This is a genomic window from Curtobacterium sp. MCBD17_030 (assembly GCF_003224255.1).
Taxonomy (GTDB): domain Bacteria; phylum Actinomycetota; class Actinomycetes; order Actinomycetales; family Microbacteriaceae; genus Curtobacterium.
Genome location: NZ_QKLI01000003.1, coordinates 163,762 through 189,958 on the forward strand (window position 1 = coordinate 163,762; position 26,197 = coordinate 189,958).

Below are 26,197 nucleotides of genomic sequence, written 5' to 3' on the forward strand. Positions count from 1 at the left end.
CCCGTCCACCCGAACCGAACAGAAACAGGAGAACGATTTGTACTTCCACAAGCAAGAGCTCCAGTTCAAGGCGACCCCCGACAAGCCCGACGCGATCTACGCGCGCAAGCTCCAGGAGGTGCTCGGTGGTCAGTACGGCGAGATCTCCGTCGCGCTGCAGTACCAGTTCCAGGCGTGGAACATGCACATCCCGGGCAAGTACCGCGACATGGTGTTCGGCATCGGCGCCGAGGAGATGGGCCACGTCGAGATGCTCGCGACGATGATCGCCCAGCTGCTCGAGAAGTCCCCGCTCGGCATCACCGAGGACGCGCTGCAGGACGACCCGACGGTCGCCGCGATCGTCGGTGGCACGGACGTCCAGCACGCCATCGTCGCCGGCGCCGGTGCGCGTCCGGTCGACAGCATGGGCAACCCGTGGCAGGGCTCCTACATCACGGCCAGCGGCAACCTGCTCGCCGACTTCACGGCGAACGAGAACGCCGAGATGCAGGGCCGCGTCCAGGCCGCACGGCTCTACCACATGACCGACGACCACGGCGTCCGGGACCTGCTGAGCTTCCTCATCGCCCGCGACACCATGCACCAGAACATGTGGGCGACCGCCGCCGCCGAGCTGCGCGAGCAGGGCCTCGAGACGCTGCCGGTCCCGAGCAACTTCCCGCAGAGCAAGGAGAACCAGGAGGTGCACTACCAGTACCTCAACTTCTCCGACGGAGCCCAGGCGAAGGAAGGCTCGTGGGCGAGCGGCCCGTCGTTCGACGGCAAGGGCGAGTACTCGTACCACGACGGCCCCACTACCTCGGTGCCGATGCCGCCGCCCACGCACCCGGACGCGCGCCTCTACGGCACGACCGAGCTGCCGAACACGGTCGAGAAGATCGCCGGCACGGTGCAGGACAAGCTCAACAAGGAGTAGTCCGTCCCGCTCCACACACGAGCCCTTCCTCCGCTGGAGGAGGGGCTCGTGTGCGTCCGCGGGGGACCGCAGTCGTTCGGTGCGCGAACTGTACAAGTGGCAAAACTGTTTGTTGCCCTCACAGTTCACGATGTGAAAGAGTTTGCTCGTCCGGACGGACAGCAGACCCTCGACGAGGAAGGCGCACCCATGCAGAGCACGTACCACAGCACGTCGCACGACACTCGGTTCGGCGGCTCCCACCCGCGAGTGGGACTCACCGATCCAGCCGTCATCGAGGCCTGGGTCGCCCAGCGGATCCAGGACCCGTCGCTGCTGTCCCGCCGCACCGAACTGTCCTACGCCGACTTCTTCGTCGCTCCGGCCGCCTGACGCATGCCGCTGACCGTCGTCCGCCGCGAGCACGTCCACCTCTACGCCCGCGAGCCCCGCACCCGGTCCGCCAAGACCGCGGTCGACGCCCTGCTGCGGCTGCAGCACGCCGAAGAGGACCAGCTCGAACGTGCCCGCGGCGAGAGCGGTCTGACGAAGAACGAGTTCCTCACCGTCCGCTACATGCTGCAGGCGCACCGCGACGGCCGGAGCATGGGCCCGAAGGACCTGGCCGTCATGCTGTCGGTCTCGAACGCCTCGGTCACCAAGATCGTCGACGGCCTGGTCGAGAAGGGCGACCTGCTCCGGGTCCCGCACCCCACCGACCGGCGGGCGCAAGTGCTCGAGCCCACGGTGCAGGCCGCCCGCAAGATCGACAAGTCGTACGAGATCTTCCACGAGGCCGTGGTCGAGGTCATCGACCACCTCTCGGCGGAGGACAACGAGGTCCTGGCGCGCTGCCTGGCGCAGATCACGGCCGCACTCGACGCGGGCCTGCCGACGCCGGTGGACGAGTACACGGTCCCGCAGGCCGGCGCTGACGCCGGCGAGTCGGCTGCCGGTTCCTGACACCCACCGGACGGGAGGCACGTCACCGGTGGTGATCCGGGCCTCCCGTCCGCCACTGGCCGCGAAAACCTTCCAGCGGTAAGTTGGCACGGTGAACGACCCCGCCGATGATGACGCAGCGACTTCGTCGCGCCGCGGCGGCTACCGCAAGGGCACCGAGCGACGGGCGCAGATCCTCGATGAGATGATCCGGATGGTCGCCGAGCAGGGTGTCGACGCGTCCTCGTTGCGGTCCGTCGCGGACGCCCTCGGCATCACGCACGCGGCTCTCCGGCACTACTTCCCGAGCCGCGACGAACTGCTGCTCGCCGTCTACCGCGAGCACGAGGTGCGCGAGCAGGGCGCACCGGAGCGGATGAAGTCCGCCATCGGCGACATGCGCGAGAGCGCCGCCCGCAACCGGGCCGTACCGGGGCTGGTGCAGCTCTACACGACCCTCTCCGCCGACGCCGTGCAGGAGGGGCACCCGGCCACCCGCGAGTTCATGCGCGACCGGTTCACCCGGCTGCGCGCCGACCTGGCCGACCTGATCCGGCGGGACCAGTCGGCAGGACGGATCCGTGACGACCTGGACCCGGAGGACCTGGCGAGCCTGAGCATCGCGGTGTCCGACGGTATGCAGGTGCAGTGGCTGCTCGACCCGGGCTCGGTCGACGGGGAGCGGGTGCTGCGACTGCTGGAACGGATCGTGCCCCCCGGCGAACCGCGGGCATCCGGCCCCGAGGCCGTGCTCCCGGCCGACTGATGCTCCCCGAGCAGGCACCGCGAGTGAGAACTGGTCGCGCCCTGTCCACCGCGAGCCGGTGGACTGCTGTCGTGGTCGCCGCCGTCGCGCTCGTCGTCGGCGTCGTGCTCGTGCACGCCGGAGGTGACGGCGCGCAGCTCGTCATCGCCGGACGCGGGCCCGGCACGATCATGCAGGCCTGCTGGTTGGTCGGTGCGCTCGCTGCCTCGTACGCCGCCGTCACGTGGGCGTGGCACCTGACCCGGTCAGCGCGCTCCGCGGGCAGGACGGTCGCTCGCGCTGCCGCGGCGCTCGTGTCGGTGGGGCTCCTGGTGTGCACACTCGCTTCCGTCGTGCTCTCGTCCCTCGGTGGGTCGGTCCGGTACGTCGACGTCGGTTCGGCCTCCGGTCACACGGTGACCGTCGCCGAGTACCGCTCGCTGGGCGGACGTCAGCTCCAACTCGGCTTCCGCGACGGATGGTCCTTCCGACCCGCCGCCGGCGCGCGGGCGTGGGCGAACAGCAACCAGGTCGAGACGGGACCTTCCTCGACCGGTGAGGACGTCTTCCGCCTCCAAGTCGACGGGAGCCGGGTGTTGGTGGACCACGGCGGCGACCAGCCGCTCGAAGCGCGGTTGCCCGGATGACCGTAGACCGGTAGACCGTGCCGTCCAGCAACGGGACCAGTCGGCAGGACGGATCCGTGACGACCTGGACCCGGAGGACCTGGCGAGCCTGAGCATCGCGGTGTCCACCGAGGGGCACGGACCGCACTGAGCGGTGCGGGGGTCACGCCTGTTGCCCGGGGCCCTCCGGCTTCCGGGTCTTGCCGCTCGCCTGGTCGTGCGTCGGCGCATCAGGGGCGTCCATCGCCCGACCCACACCGACGGGGACACCGGCCTCCGGGTGGTTCAGGTCGAAGGCCGGCGACTCGGATCGGATCCGCGGGATCGCGGTGAAGTTGTGGCGGGGCGGCGGGCAGCTCGTCGCCCACTCCAGCGATCGGCCGTAGCCCCACGGGTCGTTCACACGGACCCGTTGGCCGTGCCGCATCGTCTGCACGATGTTCAGGAAGAAGGGGAGCATCGACGCGGCGGTCACCATCGCCCCGACGGTCGACACCTGGTGCATCCAGGTGAACCCGTCCTCCGGCAGGTAGCTCGCGTAGCGGCGGGGCATGCCGACCACGCCGAGCCAGTGCTGGATGAGGAAGGTCGTGTGGAACCCGATGAAGAGCATCCAGAAGTGGACCTTGCCCAGGCGTTCGCCGAGCATCTTCCCCGTGAACTTCGGCCACCAGAAGTAGAAGCCGGAGAACATCGCGAACACGACCGTGCCGAACACGACGTAGTGGAAGTGTGCGACGACGAAGTAGGTGTCGTGCACGTGGAAGTCCAGCGGCGGGGACGCCAGGATCACCCCCGTCAGACCGCCGAACGTGAACGTCACGAGGAACCCGATCGCCCAGAGGATCGGCGTCTCGAACGTCACCGAGCCCTGCCACATCGTGCCGACCCAGTTGAAGATCTTCACGCCGGTCGGCACCGCGATGAGCATCGTCATCAGGGAGAACCAGGGGAGCAGGACCCCGCCCGTCGCGAACATGTGGTGCGCCCAGACCGAGATCGACAGGGCCGCGATCGAGATCGTCGCGTACACCAGCGTCTTGTAGCCGAAGATCGGCTTGCGGCTGAAGACCGGGAACACCTCGGAGACGATCCCGAAGAAGGGCAGCGCGATCACGTAGACCTCGGGGTGGCCGAAGAACCAGAACAGGTGCTGCCAGAGCAGAGCTCCGCCGTTGGCGGGGTTGTAGACCTGCGCGTCGAACGCCCGGTCCAGCAGCAGCCCGAACAAGGCCGCCGCGAGCACCGGGAACGCCATGAGCACGAGGATCGAGGTGATCAGCACGTTCCACGTGAAGATCGGCATCCGGAACATGGTCATCCCGGGGGCCCGCATCGTCACGATCGTCGTGATGAAGTTCACCGACCCGAGGATCGTGCTGAACCCGGTGATGCTCAGGCCCGCGACCCACAGGGTCCCACCGAGGCCGGGCTGGAACGTCGTGTCCGACAGTGGCGCGTAGGCGGTCCAGCCGAACGACGCCGACCCGGCCGGCGTGAGGAAGCCACCCATCGCGATGACGCTGCCGAAGACGTACAGCCAGTAGGACAGGGCGTTCAGTCGCGGGAAGGCGACGTCCGGGGCGCCGATCTGCAGGGGCATGATCGCGTTCGCGAACCCGGCGAACAGCGGGGTGGCGAAGAGCAGCAGCATCACGGTGCCGTGCATCGTCATGAGCTGGTTGTACTGCTCGCGGGTGTCCAGGACGTCGAGTCCGGGGGTGAAGAGCTCGGTCCGCATGACGACGGCCATCAGTCCGGCGAGGCAGAAGTAGCCGAACGAGGTCACCAGGTAGAGGTTGCCGATCGTCTTGTGGTCCGTGGAGGTGTGCCAGTGCACCGCCCGGACACCCGACCGGAGCGGCCGTCGTCCGAGGAGTTCACCGGGCTCTTCCCCGAGGGCGGGGGGCGTCGTCGTCTGGGTCATGGGGTACTCCGTCCGATCACGGTCCGCGGTCGTGCTGCATCGAGGTGGGTGCTTGCGGCCGGGACGGCCCGGGCCGCGGCGAGGGCGATGTGCCCGAGGTCGTCCGACCCCGGTTCCGTCATCGGCAGACGGGCTGCGCGCTGGCGGGCGGCACCGGTGCCGCGGGCGAAGAGGTCGGCGATGCCCCGTTCGACCAGCTGGTCGTCGCCGTTCGCCGTCAGGGCCGGCAGGACGTGCGCCAGGAGCAGCATCACGACGTCCCGGGCCGGAGCCGGGCGCTCGGTCGTCGGATCGACGAGGCACCCGTCGAGCCCCTCGAGCGCCGCTCGCCAGTTCGCCAGCCGGACCGCACAGGCGGGGGTGTTGGGAGCCTCCCGGCCGATCGCGGCGTCGTTCGCCGCCGTGTCCACCAGGGCGCGGACCAGGCCGGCGACCGTGACGGTCGTGCCGGGGTCGAGCGGCACGTCGGCGACCCGGACCTCGACCGTCGGGTGGTTCTGCGACAGCCGGGCATCGAGGTAGAGCATGCCTGAGTCGAGGAGCGCACCGGTGCTGAGCATCGCGTCCATCACCGCTCGGTAGCGCGCCAGCGAACCGAAGCGTTCCTGCGGACCCGACGACGGCCACTGGTTCCAGAGCATCGACCGCCAACTGGCGTGGCCGGTGTCGACGCCGTCGTGGAACGGGGAGTTCGCGCAGAGGGCGATGAGGATCGGGGTCCAGGTGCGGATCTGGTCGAGGACGGCGACGCCCTCCTCCGGGGAGTCCACCGAGACGTGCACGTGCAGCCCGGACGTGAGCACCCGCCGGGGCAGCGAGCCGTACCGCTGCATCATCGTCGTGTACCGCTCCGACTCCGTCGGGTGTGGCTCGACCGGGCAGGGCGAGGTCGCGAGGGGGGCGGCATGTGCTCCGGCCTCGGACGCGAGCATCTCGGTGAACTCACGGTTGGCGAGCACCTGACCACCGAGCGCTGCGAGCGACGAGTGCGGGCGGGTGAAGACCTCGATGGCCTCCCGGTGCATCTCGCCGACGACTTCGCCACCGTCGCCGGGGCCGCCGGCAGCGACGGCACGGGCGAGCACCTGTTCCGCGACCGGGACGGGGTGACCCGTCGTCCGGTCGATGAGCAGCAGCTCTTCTTCGACTCCCATGGTGCGCATGCATTGAGTGAATCCTCGGGCGGCTGCGCATGGGCACCGGGTGGCCGGAGCACGCGGCAGGACGATCCGTGGAGCGCGGGTTCGGTCGCGGGGGAGGGTGGTGGGGGAGTTGGTTGCTGATTCGTCTGCCGAGGAGCGTGCAGCGCAAGATCGCGCGCTGATGGCGGTCCACATCCGGGCGCCGCCTCGCGCGCGTGGCTTCAGTACTCGAGCCGGGGCCACTCCTGCAGTCGAGGGAAGCGCGGACGTGGAGGCATCGGCTCGTCGTCTTCCATGAAGCGGAGCTCGGTGATCACCGTGATCTGATCCACTCCGTACGAGCGGTGTGCGACTCCGTCGCGCTCGTCGATGACCAGCGTCGTGCGTTGCGCGGGGTCGAGCTCGTGCTCGAACGTGAACAGCAGCCAGTGCTCGTTGATCCGCTGGACGAGCATCGGTGAGTAGCTCGCAGGTGACCCCCACAGGAGGAGCAGCTCAGGAGTGAGCAGCCGAACGGGAGAGGCAACCGTGCCGCTGCGAGCGAAGCTGACTTCCGACGGCCCGTCAACGGTGTGGAGGACGCCCTCCTCGTAGCGGTCGCGGTGGGTGTGCCCCTCCCGGTCGAACGTCCAATTCTCATCGCGTTCGTCAACGACCGCTTGGAACTGCCACGGGCGTTCGCGCCCGTCGCGTTGCATGCTCACGCCTCGCGCCAGTCGACGCTCTGGGAGCCGGAGCGCAGCAACCTCGATACGGAGCGTGGGGACGTCAGCCTGGGTCAGGACGGTGTCGAAACGCACGTGACCAGTGCGGTTGGTCCTCGTCGGTTCGGGCGCTGGAGCAGTCTCGTCGGCCCGTCGGTTCCCCGGACGTGGCCTCGTCACCTGATCCGAAGGCGCTGTCCGATGAACAGGGCTGCCCGAGCGATTGCTTCATCGGCTTCGTCGATCAGCCCGACGAACGCGGGGAACACGTGGGGCACGCCGGCAACGACGTCGAGGATGACGTCCGTTTCGGCGGCGCGTGCCAGGTCGGCGAGTCGGACGGCGTCGTCGAGGAGGAGCTCGTTCGTCCCGACTTGCAGGAGCATCGGCGGGAACCCCCTGAGGTCGGCGTGCACCGCTGGAGCGAGCAGCGGCTGCTCCGGGTCTTGACCGTCGAGGTACAGGGTGCCCGTGTGCTCCATCCCGGCGCGGGTGAAGAGCGGGTCGATGCCCTCCTTCGACGTCATCGACGCACCGGTACGCGTGTGGTCCAGCCCGGGCGAGAACGCGACGATCCCTGCAGGGACGGGGAGCCCGGCATCCCGGGCGGCGAGGGTCGTCGTCACCGCGAGGCCCCCTCCTGCGGAATCGCCAGCGAACACGATGCTCGCTGGGTCGACGTCGTGATCGAGCAGGTCGCGGTAGGCGGAGAGGCAGTCGTTGATGGCTGCCGGGAACGGATGCTCCGGAGCGAGCCGGTAGTCGACCGAGACCGCTGGCACGCCTGTGCGTTCCACGAGGTGCGCGGTCAATGCCATCGCGGTCTCGGGGGAACCAAGCGAGAACGATCCACCGTGCAAGTACAGAATGATGCCCGGACGGGCGTCAGCGCTCGGTTCGACGCGGACAGCGCCTCGACCGCCGAGTTCGATCGGCGTTCGCGTGACGCCCGCGGGGACGGGGAACTGGCTCATGAAGCGAGCGAACCCCTGCCGCATCTGCTCGACTGGCACCGGCCCGCTGGCCTGCGGTGCTGCCCGAAGCATGTCGTCGAGTGCCTGTCGTTGTTCTCGGCTCATGGTGCTCCTCCCGCCGGGCGGTTTGGTTGCCGCGGCATGCAACGGTAGACTGTATGCCGTGGCAACCAAAACGGCAAGCAATGATCTCGTGCAGCTCTTCGACGACCTGGTTCGAGCCGAGACGCGTCTCTACAACGCAGTGAGTGACACCCTGCGTCGCGAGCACGGCATCGTGGCTACGCAGTACGAGTTCCTCTGCTACTTCCGGGACCACCCTGCGTCGCGGATCGCAGACGTCGCCACGAACTTCGCTGCCGGAGTCGGGGCGATCAGCAAGGGGGTGGATCGACTCGCCGCGCGCGGCTGGGTCGATCGCCGACCGAATCCCACAGATGGGCGATCGGTGCTCGTCTCCTTGACTGACACAGGTGCCGCAATCGTCGCTGCGGCAGAGGTGACGTTCCGTCGCCAGCTCGCCGAACTCGTCGCCCCGTCTCTCGACGACGACCAAGTGAAGATCGTCGGTGCTCTGCTCCACACGCTCCGAGCCAGGTTGGGGAATGACCGGCTCGGCATGCCCGTCGGATGATGCAAGCCACGCAGCGCAGTGCAGCGAGTCCCGCATCGGGTCCGACAGCGGAGCTCTACCCGCCACGTGGTGACTGGTTCTTCGCAGGAGGTGAGGACACTCCTCGCCTCTCGTGGAGCTTTTTGCGGTACGCCCGCTAACGACATCCCGTAGACGACCGGCTACGGACGTCTGGCTTGCAGGGGCGAAGGTCGAGCGTCCAGGTGACGAATGGCTTCCCGGTGACGCCTGCTCTGATCTGTTCGGTCGGTTGCCAGCCTCGGTGCGCGTAGAAGCGCTTTGCCCGGTCGTTCCCGTCCCAGACCTCGAGTTCAGCGGTACCCGATGAAACGACGTCGACGAAGCGCTGGTACAGCGCACTACCGACCCCTGAACCGAACCGATCAGGGTCGACGTAGAGACTTGACAGTTCGGCAGGCAGATCGTCCCGCTCGGGGAGGTGACCCGCGATGAAACCCACGAGGTCCTCATGCAGCACCGCGACGGCGCACCAGGTGTCAGCCCTGGTCAACGTGTCGACCCACATCGGGTACCGATCACGAGCCGCATCGACCGGGTCGAGGGCATCCCCGTAGTAGGCCTCGCGTGATCGTTTGTGCACCCGCGCGATCTGTAGAGCATCAACAGGAGTCGCGCCGCGGATCTCGAATGCCATCGCGTCAGTCAACCAGTGTGACGACGCTCGGCGAAGTTCCCACGGTGCGGGTCCGAAGGGCGGGTGAAGCAACCCGTCCCAGGAAGGGATCTCCTCCCGGAACGACCAAGAGCGACCGAGGTGGCGTTCGGTAGCCCACCGGGATCGAGACTCTTGCGGGCCGCGCGACCATCGAGCACGCTGCCGAGATGACTACAGGTACTCCACCCCTTGTCTACGTGGTCATTGCTGGGCCACAAGCGTCTGGGAAGAGTGCCCTCACTGTGGCTCTCAGCGATGAGCTTCGCGGGCAAGGAGAGCGGGTTGCGGCAGTTGAGCTGGACCAGATCGCCTCGATGGCGCTACCCACGCTCCCGGGCTGGGAAATAGCGCATCAGATCACCGAGGCAGTCGCAGGGCTGTGGCTCCGCGCGGGGATGACCTGCGTCATCGTGGAGGGTGTCGGAACGGGCGAGAAGGTGCGCGGACTACTCCGGCAAGCACCTGACGAAGTCCCATCGCTGACGATCGCGACAACTGCACCTTTTGATGTCGCCTTCAAGCGCGCTTTGGCGGATCCAAGCCGCGGAGTGTCGCGTCAGGAGGACTACCTACGCGCGGCCTACGACCATTGGCAGCGTGAGCTGCCACGGATCGGAGCTGACTTGACGCTGCACACGGACCGAGAGTCGCTGGGGCAGTGCGTCGAGGCTGTGCGATCGCGGATCGCTCTCACTCGGCGGCAGCGGTACCGATGACGGATCCGCTACCGGACGGCAGCTGCCGGTACGCTGCCGCCATGTTGGTGTCACGGTGAGCAGGCCCGAGGGGCCGTCAGATCAGCGGTCCTGGCGCAGGATCCGCCGGTGGCTCATCGTCGCGATCGTCTTCGGGGCACTCGCGTTGCTCTTTGCGGTTCTGAATCTGGCAGGTACGCCGTCGGTCGGTCACCTGGTGCCAGTCGTCTGCTGGGCCATCTTCGTGGTCGCATTTTCGCTGGTGGCGAGGCGGGAAGACCACCGGCACCGTTGATCGGTAACTGCCGGCCGATGAGCCATCGGCGGTCTCGAATTGCTCGATTGCCGCTCGACCCCACCCCGCGGGGTCGTCGCCAGGAGGCACGAGTGCCAGCGAGTACCAGAGCACGAGTACCGGCCACCAGTGCAGTTCCTCGTCCGTGAGGGCTCGGACCGTCTGGTAGCCGTCCAGGAACTGCTGCCGAACGGACACGGGAACAGGTCCCCAGTCCCGGAAGAGCGTGCCCAGCATGACCGCGGAGCGAGCGACCTCGACGATTCGATGGTCGAGTCGGAGCTCCTCGAAATCGAGGACGCCGACGACCGTGGTGCCGACGCACAGGATGTTGGCGGCGCGGTAGTCGCCGTGCACGATCTGGAGAGGCGGGAGATCCGCAGGCGCTCGTTCGAGCATCCGCCAGAGTACGTCGCGGGCCGTCTGAGACAGCGACGGCGGCTCGGAAGCGATCCAGCCCGCGATCTGGTCGGTGAGCCGTGCCGGCGCGGACAGCACCCCGGGTCGCGAGTCGTGCAAGGGACACGAGCGCAGCGCGTCGTGCAGTCGAGCGAGCGTCGCCCCCGCTGCACGGACCTGATCGGCGTCCTCGACATCGAGGTGTGCTCCATCGATGACGCGTTGCAGACCCAGCGAGATGCCGTCGTCCGTCACCTGAACCTCACCTTCGAGGGTCGGTACCGGCGTCGACACGGGCAGTCCCTGTGCTCCGAGCCAAGCAGTGAGATCTGAGGTGAACGCGAGTCGCTCGAACCGGTCGGGAGCGACCGACCACTTCACCAGGAGGCGTTCGTCCCCTCCACGAACCCACGCGAGGGCGTTGCTGTCGCTCATCACCATCCGCTCCGGTGGCCCGACACGAACACGCCAGTGACGCTCGACCGTCGACCTGACCCAATCGCCCACCGCCTCGGCGTCCGCGAAGCCGAAACGGTTCCGGAGCACGTCGGTCGGATCGTCCTGCTCCCACAACATCTCGATCGTCATCGATCCCCCTGCATCACGAGACGAGCGCCGAGCCCGACACCCCGCCCGATCTTGCCCCGCCTCACAGGCCCTGTCGACAGGCTCCACACAGAGGTCCGTGGAGCGCGGGGTCAGTCACCGGGGAGACCGACCTTCGAACCGCGTGGGTCGACGTTCCGACGCGGCGGTGCCGCGACGACCGGGGCCGGCTCGAGCGCGAGGGCGCGGCGGCGTGCGGCGTCGGACCGCCCGATGCCCGTCACCGCCGCGATGAAGGTGGCCGACTGCAGCAGCATGAGCATCGGCGGCCAGAACAACACGAGCGGGGAGTCGAGCGTGCCGAGGCCGGAGAGCAGCGCTCCCGCCCAGACGAGTGCCCAGGTGATCGGCAGCAGGACGAACCGCGCCGCGAGGGCTACGGAGGGTCCGAGGGAGCGCTCGGCCCGAGCGAGGACCTCGTCGCGGTCCTCCGGGAGCATCGCCGGGGGACGCGCGGCGAACTGCCGGTCGATGCGCTCGCCGCGGCGCCAGTCGCCCGCTCCGGTGCCGGTGCCCCGGAGGTCGAGATCCCGACGGTGGACCCGGAGGAACACCCCGACGAAGCAGCCGAGTGCGGCCGCGAAACAGACGATGGCCAGGAGGCGCAGGGGCCACGCTCCGTCGAGGGCGCCCCAGAGCAGGGACGCGATCACCATGATCGTGCCTGAGACGACGGCTACCGTGCCGGTCACGACGGTCCGTCGTCGGAGGCGCGCCAGGTCGAGGAACTCCGATCGGCGCGAACGGGCGATGCGCCAACCGGTCGAGAACGCGTTGCCCATGCCGTCATCCTGCTCCCTCGCCGGGGAACACGGAACGGCCGGCCCTCGCCGAGGGCCGGCCGTTCCGGTGGTGGAGCTGTCGGGCTACGCGCCGGCGGTCAGGACCGCGGCGGCCGGGTCGAAGTCCTCCGGCAGCGGCGGGACCGCGTCGACGGACGACGTGATCTCGACGGCGGAACCCGATTCGGCCGCGTCGCGGATGCCGAGCAGCACGTCCAGGACGTGCAGGGCCAGGGCACCGGAGGCGCGCTCCGGTCGGTCCTCGGCGATGGCGCGCGCGAGCTCCACGACCCCGGTGCCCCGGCCCCAGGTGGAGCCGACGGCGGGCAGGGTCTCGGGCTCGTCCTGGCCGAAGCGCCAGAGGGTCGACTCACCCTCGAACGTGTTCGGGTCCGGCAGCGAGATCGTGCCGAGCGTGCCGTTGATCTCCACGAAGCCCTGGCGTGGCAGCGCGTGCTGGAACGAGAACGTCGACTGGGCGGACTGCCCGCCGGCGAACTCGATGAGCGCGGCGTGGTGCGTCGGGACCTCGACCGGGAAGGTCTCCCCGGCACGGTCACCCGACGCGATGGTGCGACGGTCGAGCGACTTCGACGAGACGGCCTGCACACGGCTGGCGGTGCCGAAGGCGTGCACGAGCGTGGTGACGTAGTACGGGCCCATGTCGAACAGGGGACCGGCACCGGTGGCGAACAGGAAGTCCGGGTTCGGGTGCCACGCCTCGGGTCCGGGCACGTGGAACAGGGTCGTCGCGGTCAGCGGTTCGCCGATGTCCCCGCGGGCGATGGCCCGGAGCGCCGTCTGGATGCCCGCGCCGAGCACGGTGTCCGGAGCGGTCGCGACCCGGAGGCCCTTCGCCTGCGCCGACGCGAGCACGGCCGCGGCCGAGTCGTGATCGGTGGCGATCGGCTTCTCGCTCCACACGTGCTTGCCGGCGTCGATGATCTGCTGGTCGACCTCGGCGTGCACGGCCGGGATCGTCAGGTTGATCACGATCTGGACGTCGTCACGAGCCAGGAGCTCGTCGACGCTGCCGGAACCGGCGACGCCGTACCGCTGTGCCTGCGCGGCGGCCCGGTCGAGCAGCACGTCGGCGACGAAGCGGACCTCGACGTCGGCGAACTGCGTCAGGTTCTCGAGGTACTGCGTCGAGATGTTCCCCGCGCCGATGATGCCGATGCCGAAGCGGCTCACTTGTCGTTGTCCTCGAGCCAGGTGAGGGACTCGGTGATGCCCTCGAAGACGTCGCCCTTGTACGCGTCGAACTCGACGACGCGGATGGCCTGCGGCGCCGCGGCGAGGATGCCCGCGACGTCGACGTCGCCCTGGCCGGCCGGGGTCTGGTTCTCGAACGCGCGCTGGAGCGCCTCCGGCACGATGAGCGCGCTCTCGGACGAGGGCAGTGCGGTGCGGATGTCGCCGTCGACCTTGCCGTCCTTGACGTGGATCGCGACGACGCGCTCGCCGAGGCCGCGGAGCACGGCGGCGGCGTCGGCGCCACCGACGGTCGCCCAGAAGGTGTCGACCTCGAGGACGGTCTCCGGCGCGAGCTGCTCGACGAACAGGTCGTAGACGGTGCGGCCGTCGACCTTGTTCGTGAACTCCCACTGGTGGTTGTGGTAGCCGAACGCCAGGCCGCGGGCGGTGGCCTCGGCGGTGAGCACGTTGACGCGCTCGGCGATCTTCTTCACGTCGTCGGCGGTCTGCCAGCGGTCGGTCGGGATGAACGGGTCGATGACGGTGTGGATGCCGAGGCGCTCCGCCGCGTCCCAGATCGGGGCGGTGTCGTCGGCGTCGATCACGGCGACGTGGCCGGACGGGGCATTCAGGCCGGTGGCGGCGAAGGCGCGCTCGAGGTCGGCGGCACGTTCGACGAACGCGTAGGGCTCGACGTTCTCGTAGCCGATCTCCCGGACCCGGGCGATGGCCTGGTCGAGGTCTTCGGCGATCGCGTCGCGCAGTGAGTACAGCTGCACAGAGGTGGTGGGCATTGCAGAGGCTCCTTCGATCCTGACGTGGTGTGCGGCCGACGGAGACACTGCTCCACGGCGAGACGATCCGACGCTACCGCAGAAACCACCCGCTGTGTGGTTTTCGTTTCCCGATGACGTGATCCGCGCCGGGCGGACCGTCGTACGGTTGCCTGATGACCGCCGCGCCGACCCGCACCTTCGCCACCCCCGTCGGCCGGATCGTCGGCCACCGCGACGGCGGGGTGGTCCGCGCGCTCGGCATCCCCTACGCCCGCGCCGAGCGGTTCGGTCGACCGCAGCCGGTCCCGCCGTTCACGTCGGACTTCGTCGCCGAAACCCCCGCGCCGGTGCCGCCGCAGCCGGCGACGCCCGTCCTCGAGGAGCTCATCCACCCGATCGAGGCCGAGGTCTCCGAGGACTGCCAGGCCCTCTCGGTGACCGTGCCCGCGGACCTCGGCGAGGACGAACAGCTGCCCGTGATGGTGTGGATCCACGGCGGGTCGTACGTCGTCGGCGGCGGGGACATCCCGATCCACGACCCCCGCGCGCTCGCCGAGGAGCAGCGGGTCGTCGTCGTGGCCGTCACCTACCGGCTCGGCGTCCTCGGGTTCCTCGGCGACGGGGTACGTGTCCCGGCGAACCTCGGACTGCTCGACCTGGTCGAGGCGCTGCGGTGGGTGCACGCGAACATCGCGGGGTTCGGCGGCGCCCCGGACCGCATCACCCTGTTCGGGCAGTCGGCCGGCGGTGACGCGATCGCACACCTCATGGTGGCCGAGGGCACGAACGGGTTGTTCCAGCGGGCCATCGTCCAGAGCGCACCGCTCGGGCTCTCGCGCCGTCGGGCCCGGATGAACCGGGCCATGCTCCGCGCGGTCGGCACCGTCGCACCGGACACCGCGTTGCCGGACGTGCTCACGCTGCAGGTGGCGGCCGAGAGGGCGGCGCTGCCGTACGGGCTGCGCGGCGGGATGCCGTTCGGCACGCAGTACGGGCACGCGCCGCTGCCCGCCGAACGCGACCTGCCGGACGCCTGGCGTGAGGCGGCCCCGCACGTCGAGGTGCTCATCGGGTCCGCGACCGATGAGGCCGCCCTCTACGTGCCGATGATCCCCGGGCTGCCGGCCGTCGCGCGCACCCGGGTCGGACGAGCCCTGCTCCGTTGGTGGCTCGTCCGCCCGCTCAGCGAGGTCATCTACGGCCACGATGCGCGGGCCTTCGCCGCCCGACACCGCGCCGCGGGCGGTCGGGCCGTGGTCTACCGACTGCACCGCGGGGTGACCGTCCGGCCGACCGGCGCGGTGCACATGAGCGACGTGCCGCTGCTGCTCGGCGACCGGGCGGCGTGGGCCGGCAGCCGGTTCGTGCCGGAACAGGACTGGGCGGCCGTCGAGCGCCGCGGGCCGGGGCACCGCGCGATCTGGGCGGAGTTCGCGCGCTCCGGCAGGATCACCGCACCCGACGACGAGACGCTGACGTTCGACCGCGGCTGAGCGCGGTCCGTCCGCGCCCCTCGAACTGGCGGTCGCGCGACCGCCGTCCGGACCGGATGATCGTCCTCATGCCCTCGCCCGATGCCGATCTCCGTCCCCGCATCGTCCAGGCCGCGATCGAGGCCTTCCGGCGCTCGGACTTCCACGCCGTCGGGCCCGACGAGGTCGCCGCGCTCGCCGACGTCACCGCCGATGACGTCACGGCTGCCTACCCGGTGTGGGAGCTGCTCGTCGTCGCCGTGATGAACCGCTGGGACAACGGCGACCGGGCAGCCCTGTGGCCCATCGCCGAGCAGCACGGCGCTGCCGCGTACCTCCGCGCCCGCCTGGAGTCCGGCCTGGCCGATCCCGGGCTCGTGCGCATCCGGATCGCCACGCTCAGCGCAGCCTCGGCGCCGACACACCCCGCCGCCGGGTGGTTCCGGACCCAGTACGTCCACGCGTTCGAGGACATCACCCTCGCCCTCGTGCGGGACGTCGTCGCCGGTCGCGAGCCGCGCGGGACGTCGCCCCGGCACGCGGCGGAGCAGCTGGTCGCGCTCTACGAGGGGTTGCAGGTGCAGTCGCTGATGCGGGACGACAACGACCTGCTCTCCGGGTGGGACCGGGCCGTCGCCCGGATGCGCGCCGGGTGGGGTGCGGTCGCGCTCGTCTGAACGGCCGGCGGCGGCCTCCTGGGTTCGGCGGCCTGCGGCGCGCATGATGGCCCGATGACCACGACGACCGCCGGGACGGTGCGCAGCTGGAGTGCTGACGAGGGGTGGGGAGTCGTCGACCTGGACCCGGTCGTCGGAGGTGGTTCGGGCCTCCCGGCCGTGCGCGACGTCTGGGCGCACTTCAGCGCGGTCGTGGGGCGTGACGTCGGGTACCTCGTTCCGGATGAGCGGGTGACCGTGGACTGGGACGACGTCCCGCACCCCCCCGTACGGCGGGCAGGCGAGCGCGGTGACCGTGGCGGACAGTGCGTCGACGGGATCGGGCACAGCCGCTCCGGGGGTGTCGGGCAGTTCCCTGACGATCGCGTGGGACGACGGCTCCAGGAGCTGACGTCGCGTCACCGCCGCGGACGGACACCGGGTCCGTCATCGGACGCGTCGTCCTGGTTCCGTGATGGTGACGAGTGTGTGAACTCCTGTCCGGGAGGCCGTGGATCTGCGAGTATCCGACGAACAGCCACAGGAGGGCAACGCACATGGGATACATCACCACCGACGACGGGGCAGAGATCTACTTCAAGGACTGGGGGGACCCCGACGCGCAGCCGATCGTGTTCCACCACGGCTGGCCGCTGTCCTCGGACGACTGGGATGCGCAGATGCTCTACTTCCTGGCGGAGGGGTACCGCGTGGTCGCGAGCGACCGGAGGGGTCACGGCCGCTCGTCGCAGATCGGCACCGGCCACGACATGGACCACTACGCCAGCGACGTGTCCGCCGTCGTCGAGCACCTCGACCTGCACGACGCGATCCACATCGGCCACTCCACCGGCGGTGGCCAGGTCGCTCGCTACGTCGCCCGGTACGGCCAGCCGCAGGGGCGGGTCGCGAAGGCGGTCCTCGTCTCCGCCGTGCCGCCGCTGATGCTCAAGACGGAGTCGAACCCGGAGGGCACCGACATCTCGGTGTTCGACGGGTTCCGTGCGGCACTCGCCGCGAACCGTGCCGAGTTCTTCCAGGCGGTGGCCTCCGGCCCCTTCTACGGCTTCAACCGTCCCGGCGTCACCACGTCGGAGCCGGTGGTCGCCAACTGGTGGCGCCAGGGCATGACGGGCAGCGCACTCGCCCACCTCGAGGGCATCAAGGCGTTCTCGGAGACCGACCAGACCGAGGACCTGCGGGCGATCACCGTGCCGGTCCTGGTCCTGCAGGGCGACGACGACCAGGTCGTCCCGTACGAGGACGCAGCCCTGAAGCAGGCCGAGCTCCTCAGCGACGCGACGCTGAAGATCTACGAGGGGTACCCGCACGGCATGCTGACCACGCACGCGGACGTCATCAACCCCGACATCCTCGCGTTCATCCGGAGCTGACGCCGCGGGCGCTGCGTCCGCAGCCGACCGGACGGGAGGCGCGGTGCCGGTGGGCCGACGCGCTCACCTGCACCGCGCCTCCCGTCCGTCAGACGGTCCGGGTCAGTCCAGCTGATGGACCAGGGCCTCGCTCGCCGCCCACGAACGATCGGCGTTGGCGGTGCTGATCGTCGGCGGCAGGGCGACCGTCCGTCCGTGGTCGTCGACCATCCCTCCGGCCGGACCGAGGTCTGCGGTCCGTGACGCCAGGTGGTCCGCGACCGGGCAGGTGGAGCTGGCGAACCGGTTCGTGACGCTGCCGACGAGCCGCAACGGCAGCGCCTGTCGACCGAGCAGGTCGGACTTGATCAGACCGGGGTGGAAGACCGCGGCGCTGATGCTGGTCTCGGTCTCCGCGAGGTGCCGTGACAGGAGCAGCTTCCACGCGACCGCCTGCGTCAGGACCCGTACCCCGGAGGCGTTCGCGTCCACGCCGTCCACCGCGAACTCCTTGAGACGCCGGACGAGTGCCGGCGCCACACCGACCGTGAGGACGCGTGCGGCCGGAGCGTCGCGGAGCAGTGGCAACGCGGCCCGCGTCAGGAGGTGGTGGGTCAGGTAGTTGGTCGCGAAGCTCCGGGGGATCCCGGGCCGCAGGTCACCGCGTTCACCGACCGCTCCCGTGGCGTTCACGAGCACGTCGAGCGTGCCCGCAGTGTCACGGAGGTCGTCCACCAGGCGAGCCACCGAGGCGGGGGACGTGAGGTCGGCGACGCGCGAGTCGACGTCCGCACCGGGCGCTGCCTGCTGCACGGCCCGCACCGCGTTGCGTCCGCGGTCGCTGTCTCGCGAGAGCAGCACGGTGCGGGCACCCAGGCGGGCGAGCCCCTTCGCGACGGCGAGCCCCACACCGGACGAGCCACCCGAGACGAGGACGGTCTTGCCCTCCATGCGCTGTGTTTCCATGACGACCTCCGGTTGATGACACGACGTGTCGTCAACCTAGCACCGGGGTGGGGCTGGCTCCACCCCTCAGCGGCCCGCCCAGTGCGGCCCGTCGTCACCGCCCGCGCACGGTCCGCGCCACACCCGGCAGGACCCCGAGCACCGCGACCACGACTGCGGCCCCTGAGAACCCGGCCCACGCCCCGACGTCGAACCCCGAGGACGGCGCCCCGGCGAGTCCCTGTCCGACCCCGACCAGCGCCGGAACCACCGCCACCGTGCCGATCACCACGGCGGCGACCGCCGTGAACGCCGTCTCGACCCCTGCCATCCGCAGCAGTTGCGCGCGGGTTGCGCCGGTCCGTTGCAGCAGTCCGAACTCGCCGCGACGCCCCCGCATCGCGGTGAGCAGCGTGCTCCCCGCCGCGGCGGCCACGAAGGCGAGCAACGCGATGACGAGCACCAGGGACAGCCGCCGTTCGCCGTCTCCGGACCGCAGCACGCTCGCGGCGTACCCGTCGGCGGTGGTCACGCGCAGGTCCAGGGCGAGGAGGGCCTCCCGGACGGCCGCACGGTCACCCGGACGAGCGTCGACCAGCAGCGTGTCGACGGGTCCGGCCGACCGGTCGCGGACCAGCACGTCCCCGAACGCCAGCCCCCGGTCGTAGGCCGCGACGACGCGTGCCGAGGTGGCCGGGCTGTCCCCGGACCGCAGCTGGACGGTGTCGCCGAGGCCGGTGGGCGTCAGCGCGACCAGGTCGTTGCTCACCGCGACGGTGCCGGGGGCGTCGAGCGCGGCGAGGGACCCGGACCGGACGTCGGGGTCGACCGAGCGGGTGTCCGCGGACAGGCCGCGGACGACGGTCGGTTCCCACTCCAGGCCGCCGAGGCCGCCGAGGTCCTCATCGGGCTGCTCGACCTGCACGGATCCGGCACGGTCGCGCATCGTCGTGGTCGCACGGACTCCCGGGACGGCGGCGATCCGCTCGAGCTGGTCCGCCGTCACACCTCCTGAGGAGGTCACCACCAGATCGGCCGGGAGGCCCGCCACCAGCTGGTCGGCAGTGGCCCGGTCGACCGCGGCGTCCGTCCCGGTCTGCACCGTGCCGAGCGCGACGAGGAGCGCGAGAGGCACCACGGCCGCGCTGAGCCGCCGGGAGGCTCCGCGTGCGTTGAGGAGGGCGAGCACGCTGGCCGCGCCGCCGACTCCGCGACGGGCGACGGCGAGGCCACGACGAGCAGCCCACTGCACCAGGAGCGGTCCGGCGAGGGCCGCGGCGACGACGAGCACGATCGCCGAGGTGGCACCGGCGGCGCTGCCGACGAGGCCCGGGGTGAAGAAGGGGGTGGCGGCGATGCCGAGTCCGGCGAGGGCGGTCACCCCGGCGGCGATCCGGCGACCGGTGGACAGCGTCGGGACGTCGGTCGTGCTGGCGCGGACGGCGTCCGTCGGACTCGGACGGGTCGCGGCCCGGGCGGCCATCGCCGCTGCGAGGAGCCCCGTCGGGACGAGGACGACCAGTGTGGTGAGCAGCGGCACGACGCTCGCCGTCAGGGTGAAGCCCGCCGGGACGATGTCGCTCGCCCGCAGCAGCGGTGTGACCGAGGCGGCAGCGAACGTGCCGACCACCGCGCCGAGCGGAGCGACGAGCGCGAGCAACAGCAGCACCTCGGTCCGGACCGTTCCGCGGATCTGCGCGGCGGTGGCGCCGACCGCGCGGAGCAGCGCGAACTCGCGGCGGCGCTCGCGGAGGACCCCGGCGAAGACGTTGGCCACCATGAACACGGTGATGAGGAGCAGCGTGCCCGCGAACGAGCCGGCGACGCTGGACAGGAACGGCAGTTCGGGGTGGCGGACCCCGGCCTCGAGCCAGGCGGTGGTGATGCCGAGGAGCATGGCGGCCAGGGCCACGACGATCCCGGCACCGAGCACCGCGGCCCGGTTGACGACGAGCAGGGAGCGCAGGGCGACGCGCACGGCTCAGCGCCCCAGACCGAGGACGCGGGCGGTGACGGACTCGAGCGTCGGGGCGACCAGCTCGTCGCGCACCCGGCCGTCCGCCAGGAACACGACCCGGTCGGCGTAGGTGGCAGCGCGGGGGTCGTGGGTGACGAGCACCAGGGTCTGCCCGAGGGACCGCACCGCGTGCTGCAACAGCTGCAGGATCCGGTCCGCGGTCGCGGTGTCCAATGCCCCGGTGGGCTCGTCGGCGAACACCACGTCCGGCCCGGCGACGAGCGCACGGGCGATCGCGACGCGCTGTGCCTGGCCGCCGGAGAGCTCGCCCGGCAGCCGGTCGGCCATGCCCTCGAGCCCCACGGCGTGCAGCAGTCCGGCCACGCGGTGGTCGTCCTCGCGGACCCCGGCCAGGGTCAGGGGCAGCCGGACGTTCTCGCCGACGGTCAGGTGGGGCACCAGGTTGTAGCCCTGGAAGACGAAGCCGACGTGGTCGCGTCGGAACCGGGTCACCGCGTCCGGGGAGAGCGTGCCGAGGTCGACGCCGCCGATGACGACCCGGCCGCTGGTGGGGGTGTCGAGTCCGGCGGCGCAGTTGAGGAAGGTGGACTTGCCGGAGCCCGACGCTCCCATCACGGCGGTGAAGGTGCCGGCGGCGACGTCCAGGCTCACGCCGTCGAGCGCGCGGACCGTCGACGGGCCGTTGGGGTACGTCTTGGTGACGTGGTCGAGGTGCACGGCGGTGCCGCTCGGGCGGGCGGCGGTTCCGGGCTCGGGGTGGAGGGCTGTGGACACGGGGGACTCCTCGCTGTGCGGTGCGCGGGTTCGCACGACACCGTCCACGCTAGGAATCCGGACCCGCCCGCCCCAGGGCCGAACGGTGGGACCGTCGGAGTTGCGTCCTTCGATGCAGGCCGCGCCGGATGCAGACCCGGCAGACCCGGCAGACCCGGCAGATCGGCAGACAGGCCGGACGGGAGGCGCGGCGCGGCGTTCCGGCATCGGCCCGGTCCCTGGGATGGTCGGCACATGGAGTACACGGACTACGACACCCGGCTGGCGTCCTACGCCGTCGTCACCGACGGGGACCGGGTGCTGCTCGCCCGGTTGAGCTGGCCGGACGCCGGGCTCTGGACGTTGCCGGGCGGCGGGGTGGAGCTCGACGAGACCGTCGAGGAGGGTGCGGTCCGCGAGGTGCTCGAGGAGACCGGGTACGACGTGGTCGTCGAGGAGCTGCTCGGGGTGCGTTCCCACGTCGTCCCGCCCGAGCGTCGGAAGACCCGGAACGGCCGACCGATGAAGGCCGTGCAGGTGGTGCACCGAGCCCGGGTCGTCGGGGGAACGCTGCGCCACGAGGCCGAGGGGACGACGGACCTGGCGGCGTGGGTGCCGATCGCCGAACTCGGGTCGCACCGCCACGGGCTGCTCGTGGCGCAGGCACTGCGGTGGGCGGGCGTCACGGCGGGGTGAGCCGCGCCTGCCGGCCGCCCCGTCAGTGCTGACCCGGTCGGTGCTGCGCGACGAACGGGTCGAGCACGGCCCAGGTGGCCTCGGGTGCTTCGAGGTGTGGCAGGTGTCCGGCCGCGGGGACCTCGGCGAACGCGGCACCGGGGACGGCTGCGGCGACGGCGCGTCCGTGGCCGACGGTGACGACGCGGTCGCTCGCGCCCGAGACGACGAGGGTCGGCACCTCCACGGACGCCAGGCGCTCCAGCAGGGTCGGGTCGCTCATCCCCCGACCGGCGAGGACCGCCATGGTCTGCCCGTTCGACCGCAGGACGGCGCGCTGCTCCTCGGTCACGAGTGCCGGGTCCTGGTACCCGCGCTCGGGGTCGTGCCAGGCGACCTCGGCGAGTCCGCGGGCGTCGAGCGCGAAGAAGTCCGCGATCGGTTCGCCCTCGACGACGACCCCGACGGTGTCGATGACGACCACGCTGCCGAGCACGCCGGCGGAGCGCTCGTCCGCCGCGGCCTGCACGGCCATCTCGAGAGCGATCCACCCGCCGATCGACGACCCGACGACGAGCACGTCGCGCTCGCCGTGGTCGCGGAGCCGGGTCAGGTACGCCGAGGCCAGGTCGGCGATCGTCGTGATCGACTCCGGTCGGTCGGTGCCGTCCCAGCCCGGGTGGGTCGGGGCGTGGACGGACCGGGAGGCAGCGAGGTGTCCGACGATCGGGGCGACCGTCCGGGGTCCACCGCCCCCGTGCAGCACGAGGGCGGTCGGTGCGGTGGGGTCGCCCGCGCGGAGGACGGGCAGGTCGTCGGGGAGGGTGTTCGGCATGGTCGTGGCTCCTGAATCAACATGCTGATGTAAACGTGTTGATACCGTAGCACCATGACGACGGACCTCGAACGGCTCGGGCAGGCCATCAAGCGGGCGCAGTACCGGAACCACCGCACGATGGACCTCGCCCTCCACGACGTCGGGGTGACCCTGGTGCAGTGGGACGCCCTGCGCGCCGTCGACCGGATGCCGGGTGCGTCCGGCCACGACCTGGCCGTCGCCACGTTCCAGAGCGACCAGGCGTTCGGCACCCTCGCGGCGCGACTGGTGGAGCGCGGACTCATCGAACGGTCGGCCGGTCGCGGGCGTCGGCTCGTGCACACCCTCACAGACACCGGTCGCGAGGCACTCGACGACGGACACCGTGTGGCCGCCCGGGTGCTCGACGAGCTGTTCGCTCCGCTCGACGAGCCGGGTCGTGCGGCGCTGATGGCCGCCCTGACGACCCTCACCGAGGGGGAGTGACCGCCGCTGTCGGCTCCGGGTCGTAGCGGACCGCCAGCACCGTGACGTCGTCCGCGTGGTGCCCGGCGCGCCCGAGCTCCTCCAGACGGGAGACCAGGCGTTCCGGGTCCGGCTCGGTCACGGCGAACGCCTCGAAGCGGTCGAGTGCGTCGAGTCCGTCGCCGAACAGGTCCAGGACGCCGTCGCTGACGACGAGGACCACGTCCCCACGGCCGAGCAGCGTCTCCTGCGTCGTCCAGCTCGTCCCGACGCCGATCGGGGTGTCCGTGCTCCGCAGCCATTCGTGGCCACCCTCGGCGCGGAGCACCAGGGCCAGTCCGTGCCCGGCGTCGACCCACCGGGCGACCCCGTCGACGTCCAGGTGCATGTGGAAGCACGTGGTGAACTGCTCGGTCGCCGGCGCGTCCAGGCCCACGTCCAGACCGGTCGCGGTCCGGCTCACCGCTTCGTCCGGTGCACCCACCCGCACCGACGACCGGAGGACCGACCGCACCACCGCGGCGATCATGCCCGCGCCGACGCCCTTGCCCATGACGTCCCCGAGGGTGAAGGCAGCGCCGCCGGCGGTGGGGAACCAGTCGTAGAAGTCGCCACCCACCGAGCGGGTCGGCAGGCACACGGCCCGCACCGTGAAGGCCGCCGGGAGGTCCGCCGTCGACACGGGCAGCAGGGAGCGCTGGACGAGCGCCGCCTGGGAGATCTCGGCCTCGGCCTGTCGCCGCAGCTCCTGGACGGTGTGCAGACGGACCGCACCCTGCCGGGCGAGTTCGTTGGTGACGCCCGCGACGGCGGTGAAGACGACCAACACGACGACGAGCCGGACGACCTCGCTCGCGACCAGGTCGGCGTGCCCGAGGAGCATCGGCACCAGGAAGGTCCCAGCCGTCCCGACCAGGGGGTAGAGGACGTTCTGCCGGCCCGGCCGTGCGGCGATCCAGATCACCGGCAGCAGGACCGCGGCGAGGAACGGGGACCGCGAGTCACCCGTGCCGTAGCGCAGCAGGCCGATGGCGACGAAGTCGAGCGCCGGCACCAGGAGTTCGAACCGCATCAGCGACGGTCGGGCCATGAGCAGTGCGGTGAACGCCAGCCCGAGGACCGCCAGTGCCGTCCCCGTCCACATGCTCGTCGCGTTCGTGACCGTCAGCCAGGGCAGCAGCACGCTGCACACCGCGGCGAGGAGCGACACCACGACGATCACTGCCTGGTTGGTCACCGGGGTCGTCCTCGCCCCGGTCCGCCCGGGGGCGGTACCCGCTCGGTCGGTCGCGGTGTCCGGGACGACGGTCCGACCGGCAGCCGTCTTCGTCATCAGGACCTGACGCTACCGGCAGCAGGGGCACGGGGGAACGCGCCCGTTCGTGGGTCAGAGACGGCCGGCTCGGCTGCCACGTGCGGCTGGCTGGAGGCCGATGCAGCAGGATGGGGGCGTGAGCACGCCGGAGACCCTGTCCGCCGACCAGGCCGTCGCACGCGCGGTGGCGCTCGCCGCAGCCGGTGGCCGGAGCGTGCTCGGCATCGCGGGCGCTCCCGGTGCGGGCAAGTCGACGCTCGCCCGACGCGTGGTCACCGCGGTCACCGAGCAGCTGGGTCCGGGCATCGCCGTGCAGGTCCCGATGGACGGCTTCCACCTGGCGAACGCCGCGCTCGACGCCCTCGGCCGGCACGACCGGAAGGGCGCGATCGACACCTTCGACGCGGCCGGGTACGTCGCGCTGGTCCGACGGCTGACCGGGGGTGCGGGCGCCGACAGCGCCGACAGCACCGACAGCACCGACACGATCTGGGCCCCGGACTTCGACCGCCGTGTCGACGAGCCCGTCGCCGGCAGCATCGCCGTCCCGCCGGAGACCGTGCTCGTCGTCTCCGAGGGCAACTACCTGCTCGACCAGAGCACGCCGTGGCGCGAGCTGCCGGGGCTCTTCACCGAGACCTGGGCCTGCGTGGTCGACGACGACGTCCGCGTCGACCGCCTCGTCGGTCGACACATGCGCCACGGCCGCGACCACGGGTCCGCCCGGGCCTGGGCCGTGGAGGTGGACGGTGTCAACGCCGCACGGGTCGCGGCGGACCTGCACCGGGCCGCCGTCCTGGTCCGGACGTAGCGCCAGACCACCCCCACCATCGCGCCACCCCCGCACCACCGACCGACAGGAGCACGACGTGACCATCGCCATCACCGGGGCGACCGGCAACATCGGCGGGTCCGTCGCCCGCGCGCTCGCCGCGGACGGCACGCCGTTCCGCATGGTCGTCCGCGACGCCTCCCGCGCCCCGGAGCTGCCCGGTGCCGACGTCGCGGTCGCCACCTACGCCGACGCTGATGCCGCCCGAGCTGCCTTCGCGGGCGTCGAGGTCCTGTTCCTGGTGTCCGGCGCGGAGGCCCGTGACCGGCTCGACCAGCACCGCACCGTCATCCGTGCCGCGGCCGACGCCGGGGTCCGGCACGTCGTCTACACGTCCTTCCAGGGCGCGGCCGCCGACGCGACGTTCACCCTCGGGCGTGACCACTTCTGGACCGAGCAGGCGATCCGCGACACCTCGATGGCGCACACGTTCCTGCGCGACTCGTTCTACCTGGACTTCGTCGAGGACCTGGTCGGCGAGGACGGCGTGATCCGCGGTCCGGCGGACGACGGCGCGATGGCCGCGGTCGCCCGGGCGGACGTGGCGCGGGTGGTGACGGCCGTCCTCCGCGAGCCGGCGCGACACCTCGACCGCACCTACGACCTGACGGGTCCGGCGGCGATCACGCTCGAACAGGCGGCCGCGGTGGTCAGCGGCGTGCGTGGCCGTCCGGTGTCGTACCACCGGGAGTCCCTGGAGGAGGCGTACGCCTCCCGCCAGCGCTGGCAGCCCGAGCCGTGGCAGGCGGACGCCTGGGTGAGCACCTACACGGCGATCGCGGACGGGTCGCTCGCGAAGGTGTCGGGTGACGTCGAGCGCGTCACGGGCCGTCCGCCGATGACGCTCCGCCAGGTCCTGGAGGCCCGGGGCGCCTGAGGCAGGCCGACTGCGGGCGCT

Annotated in this window: 27 protein-coding genes; 13 read left to right on the forward strand and 14 right to left on the reverse strand. The window is 71.1% G+C overall.

Features of this window, described 5'->3' with window-relative positions:
• Positions 1-37 precede the first annotated feature (37 nt).
• From DEI89_RS04930 to DEI89_RS04950, 5 genes are all read left to right on the forward strand, one after another.
• On the forward strand, positions 38-919 hold the full coding sequence (locus tag DEI89_RS04930) for a manganese catalase family protein (protein WP_110902927.1): 882 nt from the start codon (positions 38-40) through the stop codon (positions 917-919).
• Positions 920-1,108: 189 nt separating this feature from the next.
• Complete coding sequence (locus DEI89_RS04935) at positions 1,109-1,291, forward strand: hypothetical protein (protein ID WP_110902928.1); 183 nt, start codon at positions 1,109-1,111, stop codon at positions 1,289-1,291.
• A 3-nt stretch (positions 1,292-1,294) separates the two neighbouring features.
• Positions 1,295-1,861, forward strand: coding sequence for a MarR family winged helix-turn-helix transcriptional regulator (locus DEI89_RS04940; RefSeq protein ID WP_110902929.1), 567 nt, complete (start codon positions 1,295-1,297; stop codon positions 1,859-1,861).
• Between the two features lie 91 nt (positions 1,862-1,952).
• Positions 1,953-2,606 (forward strand): TetR/AcrR family transcriptional regulator, encoded by a 654-nt coding sequence (locus DEI89_RS04945; RefSeq protein WP_258368750.1) that lies wholly within the window; start codon positions 1,953-1,955, stop codon positions 2,604-2,606.
• 71 nt (positions 2,607-2,677) lie between these two features.
• Positions 2,678-3,232 carry a hypothetical protein gene (locus DEI89_RS04950; RefSeq protein WP_110902930.1) on the forward strand — a complete coding sequence of 185 codons (555 nt, stop codon included), beginning with the start codon at positions 2,678-2,680 and terminating at the stop codon, positions 3,230-3,232.
• Between the two features lie 142 nt (positions 3,233-3,374).
• Here DEI89_RS04950 and ctaD read toward each other — a convergent pair whose 3' ends face one another.
• From ctaD to DEI89_RS04970, 4 genes are all read right to left on the reverse strand, one after another.
• Positions 3,375-5,138, reverse strand: a complete 1,764-nt coding sequence (ctaD, locus tag DEI89_RS04955; protein WP_110902931.1) for a cytochrome c oxidase subunit I — start codon at positions 5,136-5,138, stop codon at positions 3,375-3,377.
• On the reverse strand, positions 5,135-6,301 hold the full coding sequence (locus tag DEI89_RS04960) for a glutamate--cysteine ligase (protein ID WP_110902932.1): 1,167 nt from the start codon (positions 6,299-6,301) through the stop codon (positions 5,135-5,137). The genes ctaD and DEI89_RS04960 overlap by 4 nt, the downstream gene beginning before the upstream one ends.
• A gap of 200 nt (positions 6,302-6,501) precedes the next feature.
• Positions 6,502-6,735, reverse strand: a complete 234-nt coding sequence (locus DEI89_RS17305; RefSeq protein WP_146236681.1) for a hypothetical protein — start codon at positions 6,733-6,735, stop codon at positions 6,502-6,504.
• Positions 6,736-7,160: 425 nt separating this feature from the next.
• Positions 7,161-8,063 (reverse strand): alpha/beta hydrolase, encoded by a 903-nt coding sequence (locus DEI89_RS04970; protein WP_110902934.1) that lies wholly within the window; start codon positions 8,061-8,063, stop codon positions 7,161-7,163.
• Between the two features lie 88 nt (positions 8,064-8,151).
• Here DEI89_RS04970 and DEI89_RS04975 point away from each other — a divergent pair, with 88 nt between their 5' ends.
• Positions 8,152-8,592 (forward strand): MarR family winged helix-turn-helix transcriptional regulator, encoded by a 441-nt coding sequence (locus tag DEI89_RS04975; protein WP_258368751.1) that lies wholly within the window; start codon positions 8,152-8,154, stop codon positions 8,590-8,592.
• Between the two features lie 136 nt (positions 8,593-8,728).
• On the opposite strand, the gene DEI89_RS04980 is transcribed toward DEI89_RS04975, so the two are convergent.
• From DEI89_RS04980 to DEI89_RS05000, 5 genes are all read right to left on the reverse strand, one after another.
• Entirely contained in the window at positions 8,729-9,247 is a 519-nt protein-coding gene (locus DEI89_RS04980; RefSeq protein ID WP_110902936.1) for a GNAT family N-acetyltransferase, read from the reverse strand.
• An 813-nt stretch (positions 9,248-10,060) separates the two neighbouring features.
• Entirely contained in the window at positions 10,061-11,245 is a 1,185-nt protein-coding gene (locus DEI89_RS04985; RefSeq protein ID WP_110902937.1) for a phosphotransferase, read from the reverse strand.
• Positions 11,246-11,355: 110 nt separating this feature from the next.
• The gene (locus DEI89_RS04990) at positions 11,356-12,045 is read right to left on the reverse strand and encodes a hypothetical protein (protein ID WP_110902938.1); all 690 of its coding nucleotides are present in this window, start codon (positions 12,043-12,045) and stop codon (positions 11,356-11,358) included.
• Between the two features lie 84 nt (positions 12,046-12,129).
• On the reverse strand, positions 12,130-13,239 hold the full coding sequence (locus DEI89_RS04995) for a Gfo/Idh/MocA family protein (RefSeq protein WP_110902939.1): 1,110 nt from the start codon (positions 13,237-13,239) through the stop codon (positions 12,130-12,132).
• Complete coding sequence (locus DEI89_RS05000; RefSeq protein ID WP_181421502.1) at positions 13,236-14,036, reverse strand: sugar phosphate isomerase/epimerase; 801 nt, start codon at positions 14,034-14,036, stop codon at positions 13,236-13,238. The genes DEI89_RS04995 and DEI89_RS05000 overlap by 4 nt, the downstream gene beginning before the upstream one ends.
• 155 nt (positions 14,037-14,191) lie before the next feature.
• Here DEI89_RS05000 and DEI89_RS05005 point away from each other — a divergent pair, with 155 nt between their 5' ends.
• The 3 genes from DEI89_RS05005 (at position 14,192) to DEI89_RS05020 (ending at position 17,540) form a co-directional block, all read left to right on the forward strand.
• The gene (locus tag DEI89_RS05005) at positions 14,192-15,511 is read left to right on the forward strand and encodes a carboxylesterase family protein (protein WP_110902941.1); all 1,320 of its coding nucleotides are present in this window, start codon (positions 14,192-14,194) and stop codon (positions 15,509-15,511) included.
• 68 nt (positions 15,512-15,579) lie between these two features.
• Positions 15,580-16,167 carry a TetR/AcrR family transcriptional regulator gene (locus DEI89_RS05010; protein WP_146236682.1) on the forward strand — a complete coding sequence of 196 codons (588 nt, stop codon included), beginning with the start codon at positions 15,580-15,582 and terminating at the stop codon, positions 16,165-16,167.
• Between the two features lie 536 nt (positions 16,168-16,703).
• Positions 16,704-17,540 (forward strand): alpha/beta fold hydrolase, encoded by an 837-nt coding sequence (locus DEI89_RS05020; protein WP_110902943.1) that lies wholly within the window; start codon positions 16,704-16,706, stop codon positions 17,538-17,540.
• A gap of 102 nt (positions 17,541-17,642) precedes the next feature.
• On the opposite strand, the gene DEI89_RS05025 is transcribed toward DEI89_RS05020, so the two are convergent.
• From DEI89_RS05025 to DEI89_RS05035, 3 genes are all read right to left on the reverse strand, one after another.
• Positions 17,643-18,485 (reverse strand): SDR family NAD(P)-dependent oxidoreductase, encoded by an 843-nt coding sequence (locus tag DEI89_RS05025; RefSeq protein ID WP_110902944.1) that lies wholly within the window; start codon positions 18,483-18,485, stop codon positions 17,643-17,645.
• A 94-nt stretch (positions 18,486-18,579) separates the two neighbouring features.
• The gene (locus DEI89_RS05030; protein ID WP_110902945.1) at positions 18,580-20,442 is read right to left on the reverse strand and encodes an ABC transporter permease; all 1,863 of its coding nucleotides are present in this window, start codon (positions 20,440-20,442) and stop codon (positions 18,580-18,582) included.
• A gap of 3 nt (positions 20,443-20,445) precedes the next feature.
• Complete coding sequence (locus tag DEI89_RS05035) at positions 20,446-21,216, reverse strand: ABC transporter ATP-binding protein (RefSeq protein WP_258366226.1); 771 nt, start codon at positions 21,214-21,216, stop codon at positions 20,446-20,448.
• 234 nt (positions 21,217-21,450) lie between these two features.
• Between DEI89_RS05035 and DEI89_RS05040 the strand changes: the two genes are divergently transcribed.
• Positions 21,451-21,891, forward strand: a complete 441-nt coding sequence (locus DEI89_RS05040) for an NUDIX hydrolase (protein WP_110902946.1) — start codon at positions 21,451-21,453, stop codon at positions 21,889-21,891.
• A 22-nt stretch (positions 21,892-21,913) separates the two neighbouring features.
• Here the strand turns inward: DEI89_RS05040 and DEI89_RS05045 are convergent, their stop codons facing one another.
• On the reverse strand, positions 21,914-22,705 hold the full coding sequence (locus DEI89_RS05045) for an alpha/beta fold hydrolase (protein ID WP_110902947.1): 792 nt from the start codon (positions 22,703-22,705) through the stop codon (positions 21,914-21,916).
• Positions 22,706-22,759: 54 nt separating this feature from the next.
• Between DEI89_RS05045 and DEI89_RS05050 the strand changes: the two genes are divergently transcribed.
• Positions 22,760-23,173 carry a MarR family winged helix-turn-helix transcriptional regulator gene (locus DEI89_RS05050; protein WP_110902948.1) on the forward strand — a complete coding sequence of 138 codons (414 nt, stop codon included), beginning with the start codon at positions 22,760-22,762 and terminating at the stop codon, positions 23,171-23,173.
• On the opposite strand, the gene DEI89_RS05055 is transcribed toward DEI89_RS05050, so the two are convergent.
• Positions 23,157-24,485: a PP2C family protein-serine/threonine phosphatase gene (locus tag DEI89_RS05055; protein WP_110902949.1), complete on the reverse strand. Its 1,329-nt coding sequence runs from the start codon at positions 24,483-24,485 to the stop codon at positions 23,157-23,159. The two genes, DEI89_RS05050 and DEI89_RS05055, sit on opposite strands and share 17 nt — an antisense overlap.
• Positions 24,486-24,603: 118 nt before the next feature.
• Between DEI89_RS05055 and DEI89_RS05060 the strand changes: the two genes are divergently transcribed.
• Positions 24,604-25,278: a nucleoside/nucleotide kinase family protein gene (locus DEI89_RS05060; RefSeq protein ID WP_258368760.1), complete on the forward strand. Its 675-nt coding sequence runs from the start codon at positions 24,604-24,606 to the stop codon at positions 25,276-25,278.
• A 58-nt stretch (positions 25,279-25,336) separates the two neighbouring features.
• Positions 25,337-26,176: an NmrA family NAD(P)-binding protein gene (locus DEI89_RS05065; RefSeq protein WP_110902951.1), complete on the forward strand. Its 840-nt coding sequence runs from the start codon at positions 25,337-25,339 to the stop codon at positions 26,174-26,176.
• The last annotated feature ends 21 nt before the right edge of the window (positions 26,177-26,197 follow it).

Excerpts from the sequence above, each read along its gene's own strand:
- DEI89_RS05025 (WP_110902944.1), bottom strand. The coding sequence starts at position 18,485 with ATGGAAACACAGCGCATGGAGGGCAAGACCGTCCTCGTCTCGGGTGGC.
- DEI89_RS05040 (WP_110902946.1), top strand. The coding sequence starts at position 21,451 with ATGGAGTACACGGACTACGACACCCGGCTGGCGTCCTACGCCGTCGTC.
- DEI89_RS05045 (WP_110902947.1), bottom strand. The coding sequence starts at position 22,705 with ATGCCGAACACCCTCCCCGACGACCTGCCCGTCCTCCGCGCGGGCGAC.
- ctaD (WP_110902931.1), bottom strand. The coding sequence starts at position 5,138 with ATGACCCAGACGACGACGCCCCCCGCCCTCGGGGAAGAGCCCGGTGAA.
- DEI89_RS04970 (WP_110902934.1), bottom strand. The coding sequence starts at position 8,063 with ATGAGCCGAGAACAACGACAGGCACTCGACGACATGCTTCGGGCAGCA.
- DEI89_RS04980 (WP_110902936.1), bottom strand. The coding sequence starts at position 9,247 with ATGGCATTCGAGATCCGCGGCGCGACTCCTGTTGATGCTCTACAGATC.
- DEI89_RS05050 (WP_110902948.1), top strand. The coding sequence starts at position 22,760 with ATGACGACGGACCTCGAACGGCTCGGGCAGGCCATCAAGCGGGCGCAG.
- DEI89_RS05055 (WP_110902949.1), bottom strand. The coding sequence starts at position 24,485 with ATGACGAAGACGGCTGCCGGTCGGACCGTCGTCCCGGACACCGCGACC.
- DEI89_RS04960 (WP_110902932.1), bottom strand. The coding sequence starts at position 6,301 with ATGCGCACCATGGGAGTCGAAGAAGAGCTGCTGCTCATCGACCGGACG.
- DEI89_RS05005 (WP_110902941.1), top strand. The coding sequence starts at position 14,192 with ATGACCGCCGCGCCGACCCGCACCTTCGCCACCCCCGTCGGCCGGATC.
- DEI89_RS04990 (WP_110902938.1), bottom strand. The coding sequence starts at position 12,045 with ATGGGCAACGCGTTCTCGACCGGTTGGCGCATCGCCCGTTCGCGCCGA.
- DEI89_RS04985 (WP_110902937.1), bottom strand. The coding sequence starts at position 11,245 with ATGACGATCGAGATGTTGTGGGAGCAGGACGATCCGACCGACGTGCTC.
- DEI89_RS04935 (WP_110902928.1), top strand. The coding sequence starts at position 1,109 with ATGCAGAGCACGTACCACAGCACGTCGCACGACACTCGGTTCGGCGGC.
- DEI89_RS05020 (WP_110902943.1), top strand. The coding sequence starts at position 16,704 with ATGGGATACATCACCACCGACGACGGGGCAGAGATCTACTTCAAGGAC.
- DEI89_RS05000 (WP_181421502.1), bottom strand. The coding sequence starts at position 14,036 with ATGCCCACCACCTCTGTGCAGCTGTACTCACTGCGCGACGCGATCGCC.
- DEI89_RS04940 (WP_110902929.1), top strand. The coding sequence starts at position 1,295 with ATGCCGCTGACCGTCGTCCGCCGCGAGCACGTCCACCTCTACGCCCGC.
- DEI89_RS17305 (WP_146236681.1), bottom strand. The coding sequence starts at position 6,735 with ATGCTCGTCCAGCGGATCAACGAGCACTGGCTGCTGTTCACGTTCGAG.
- DEI89_RS05010 (WP_146236682.1), top strand. The coding sequence starts at position 15,580 with ATGCCCTCGCCCGATGCCGATCTCCGTCCCCGCATCGTCCAGGCCGCG.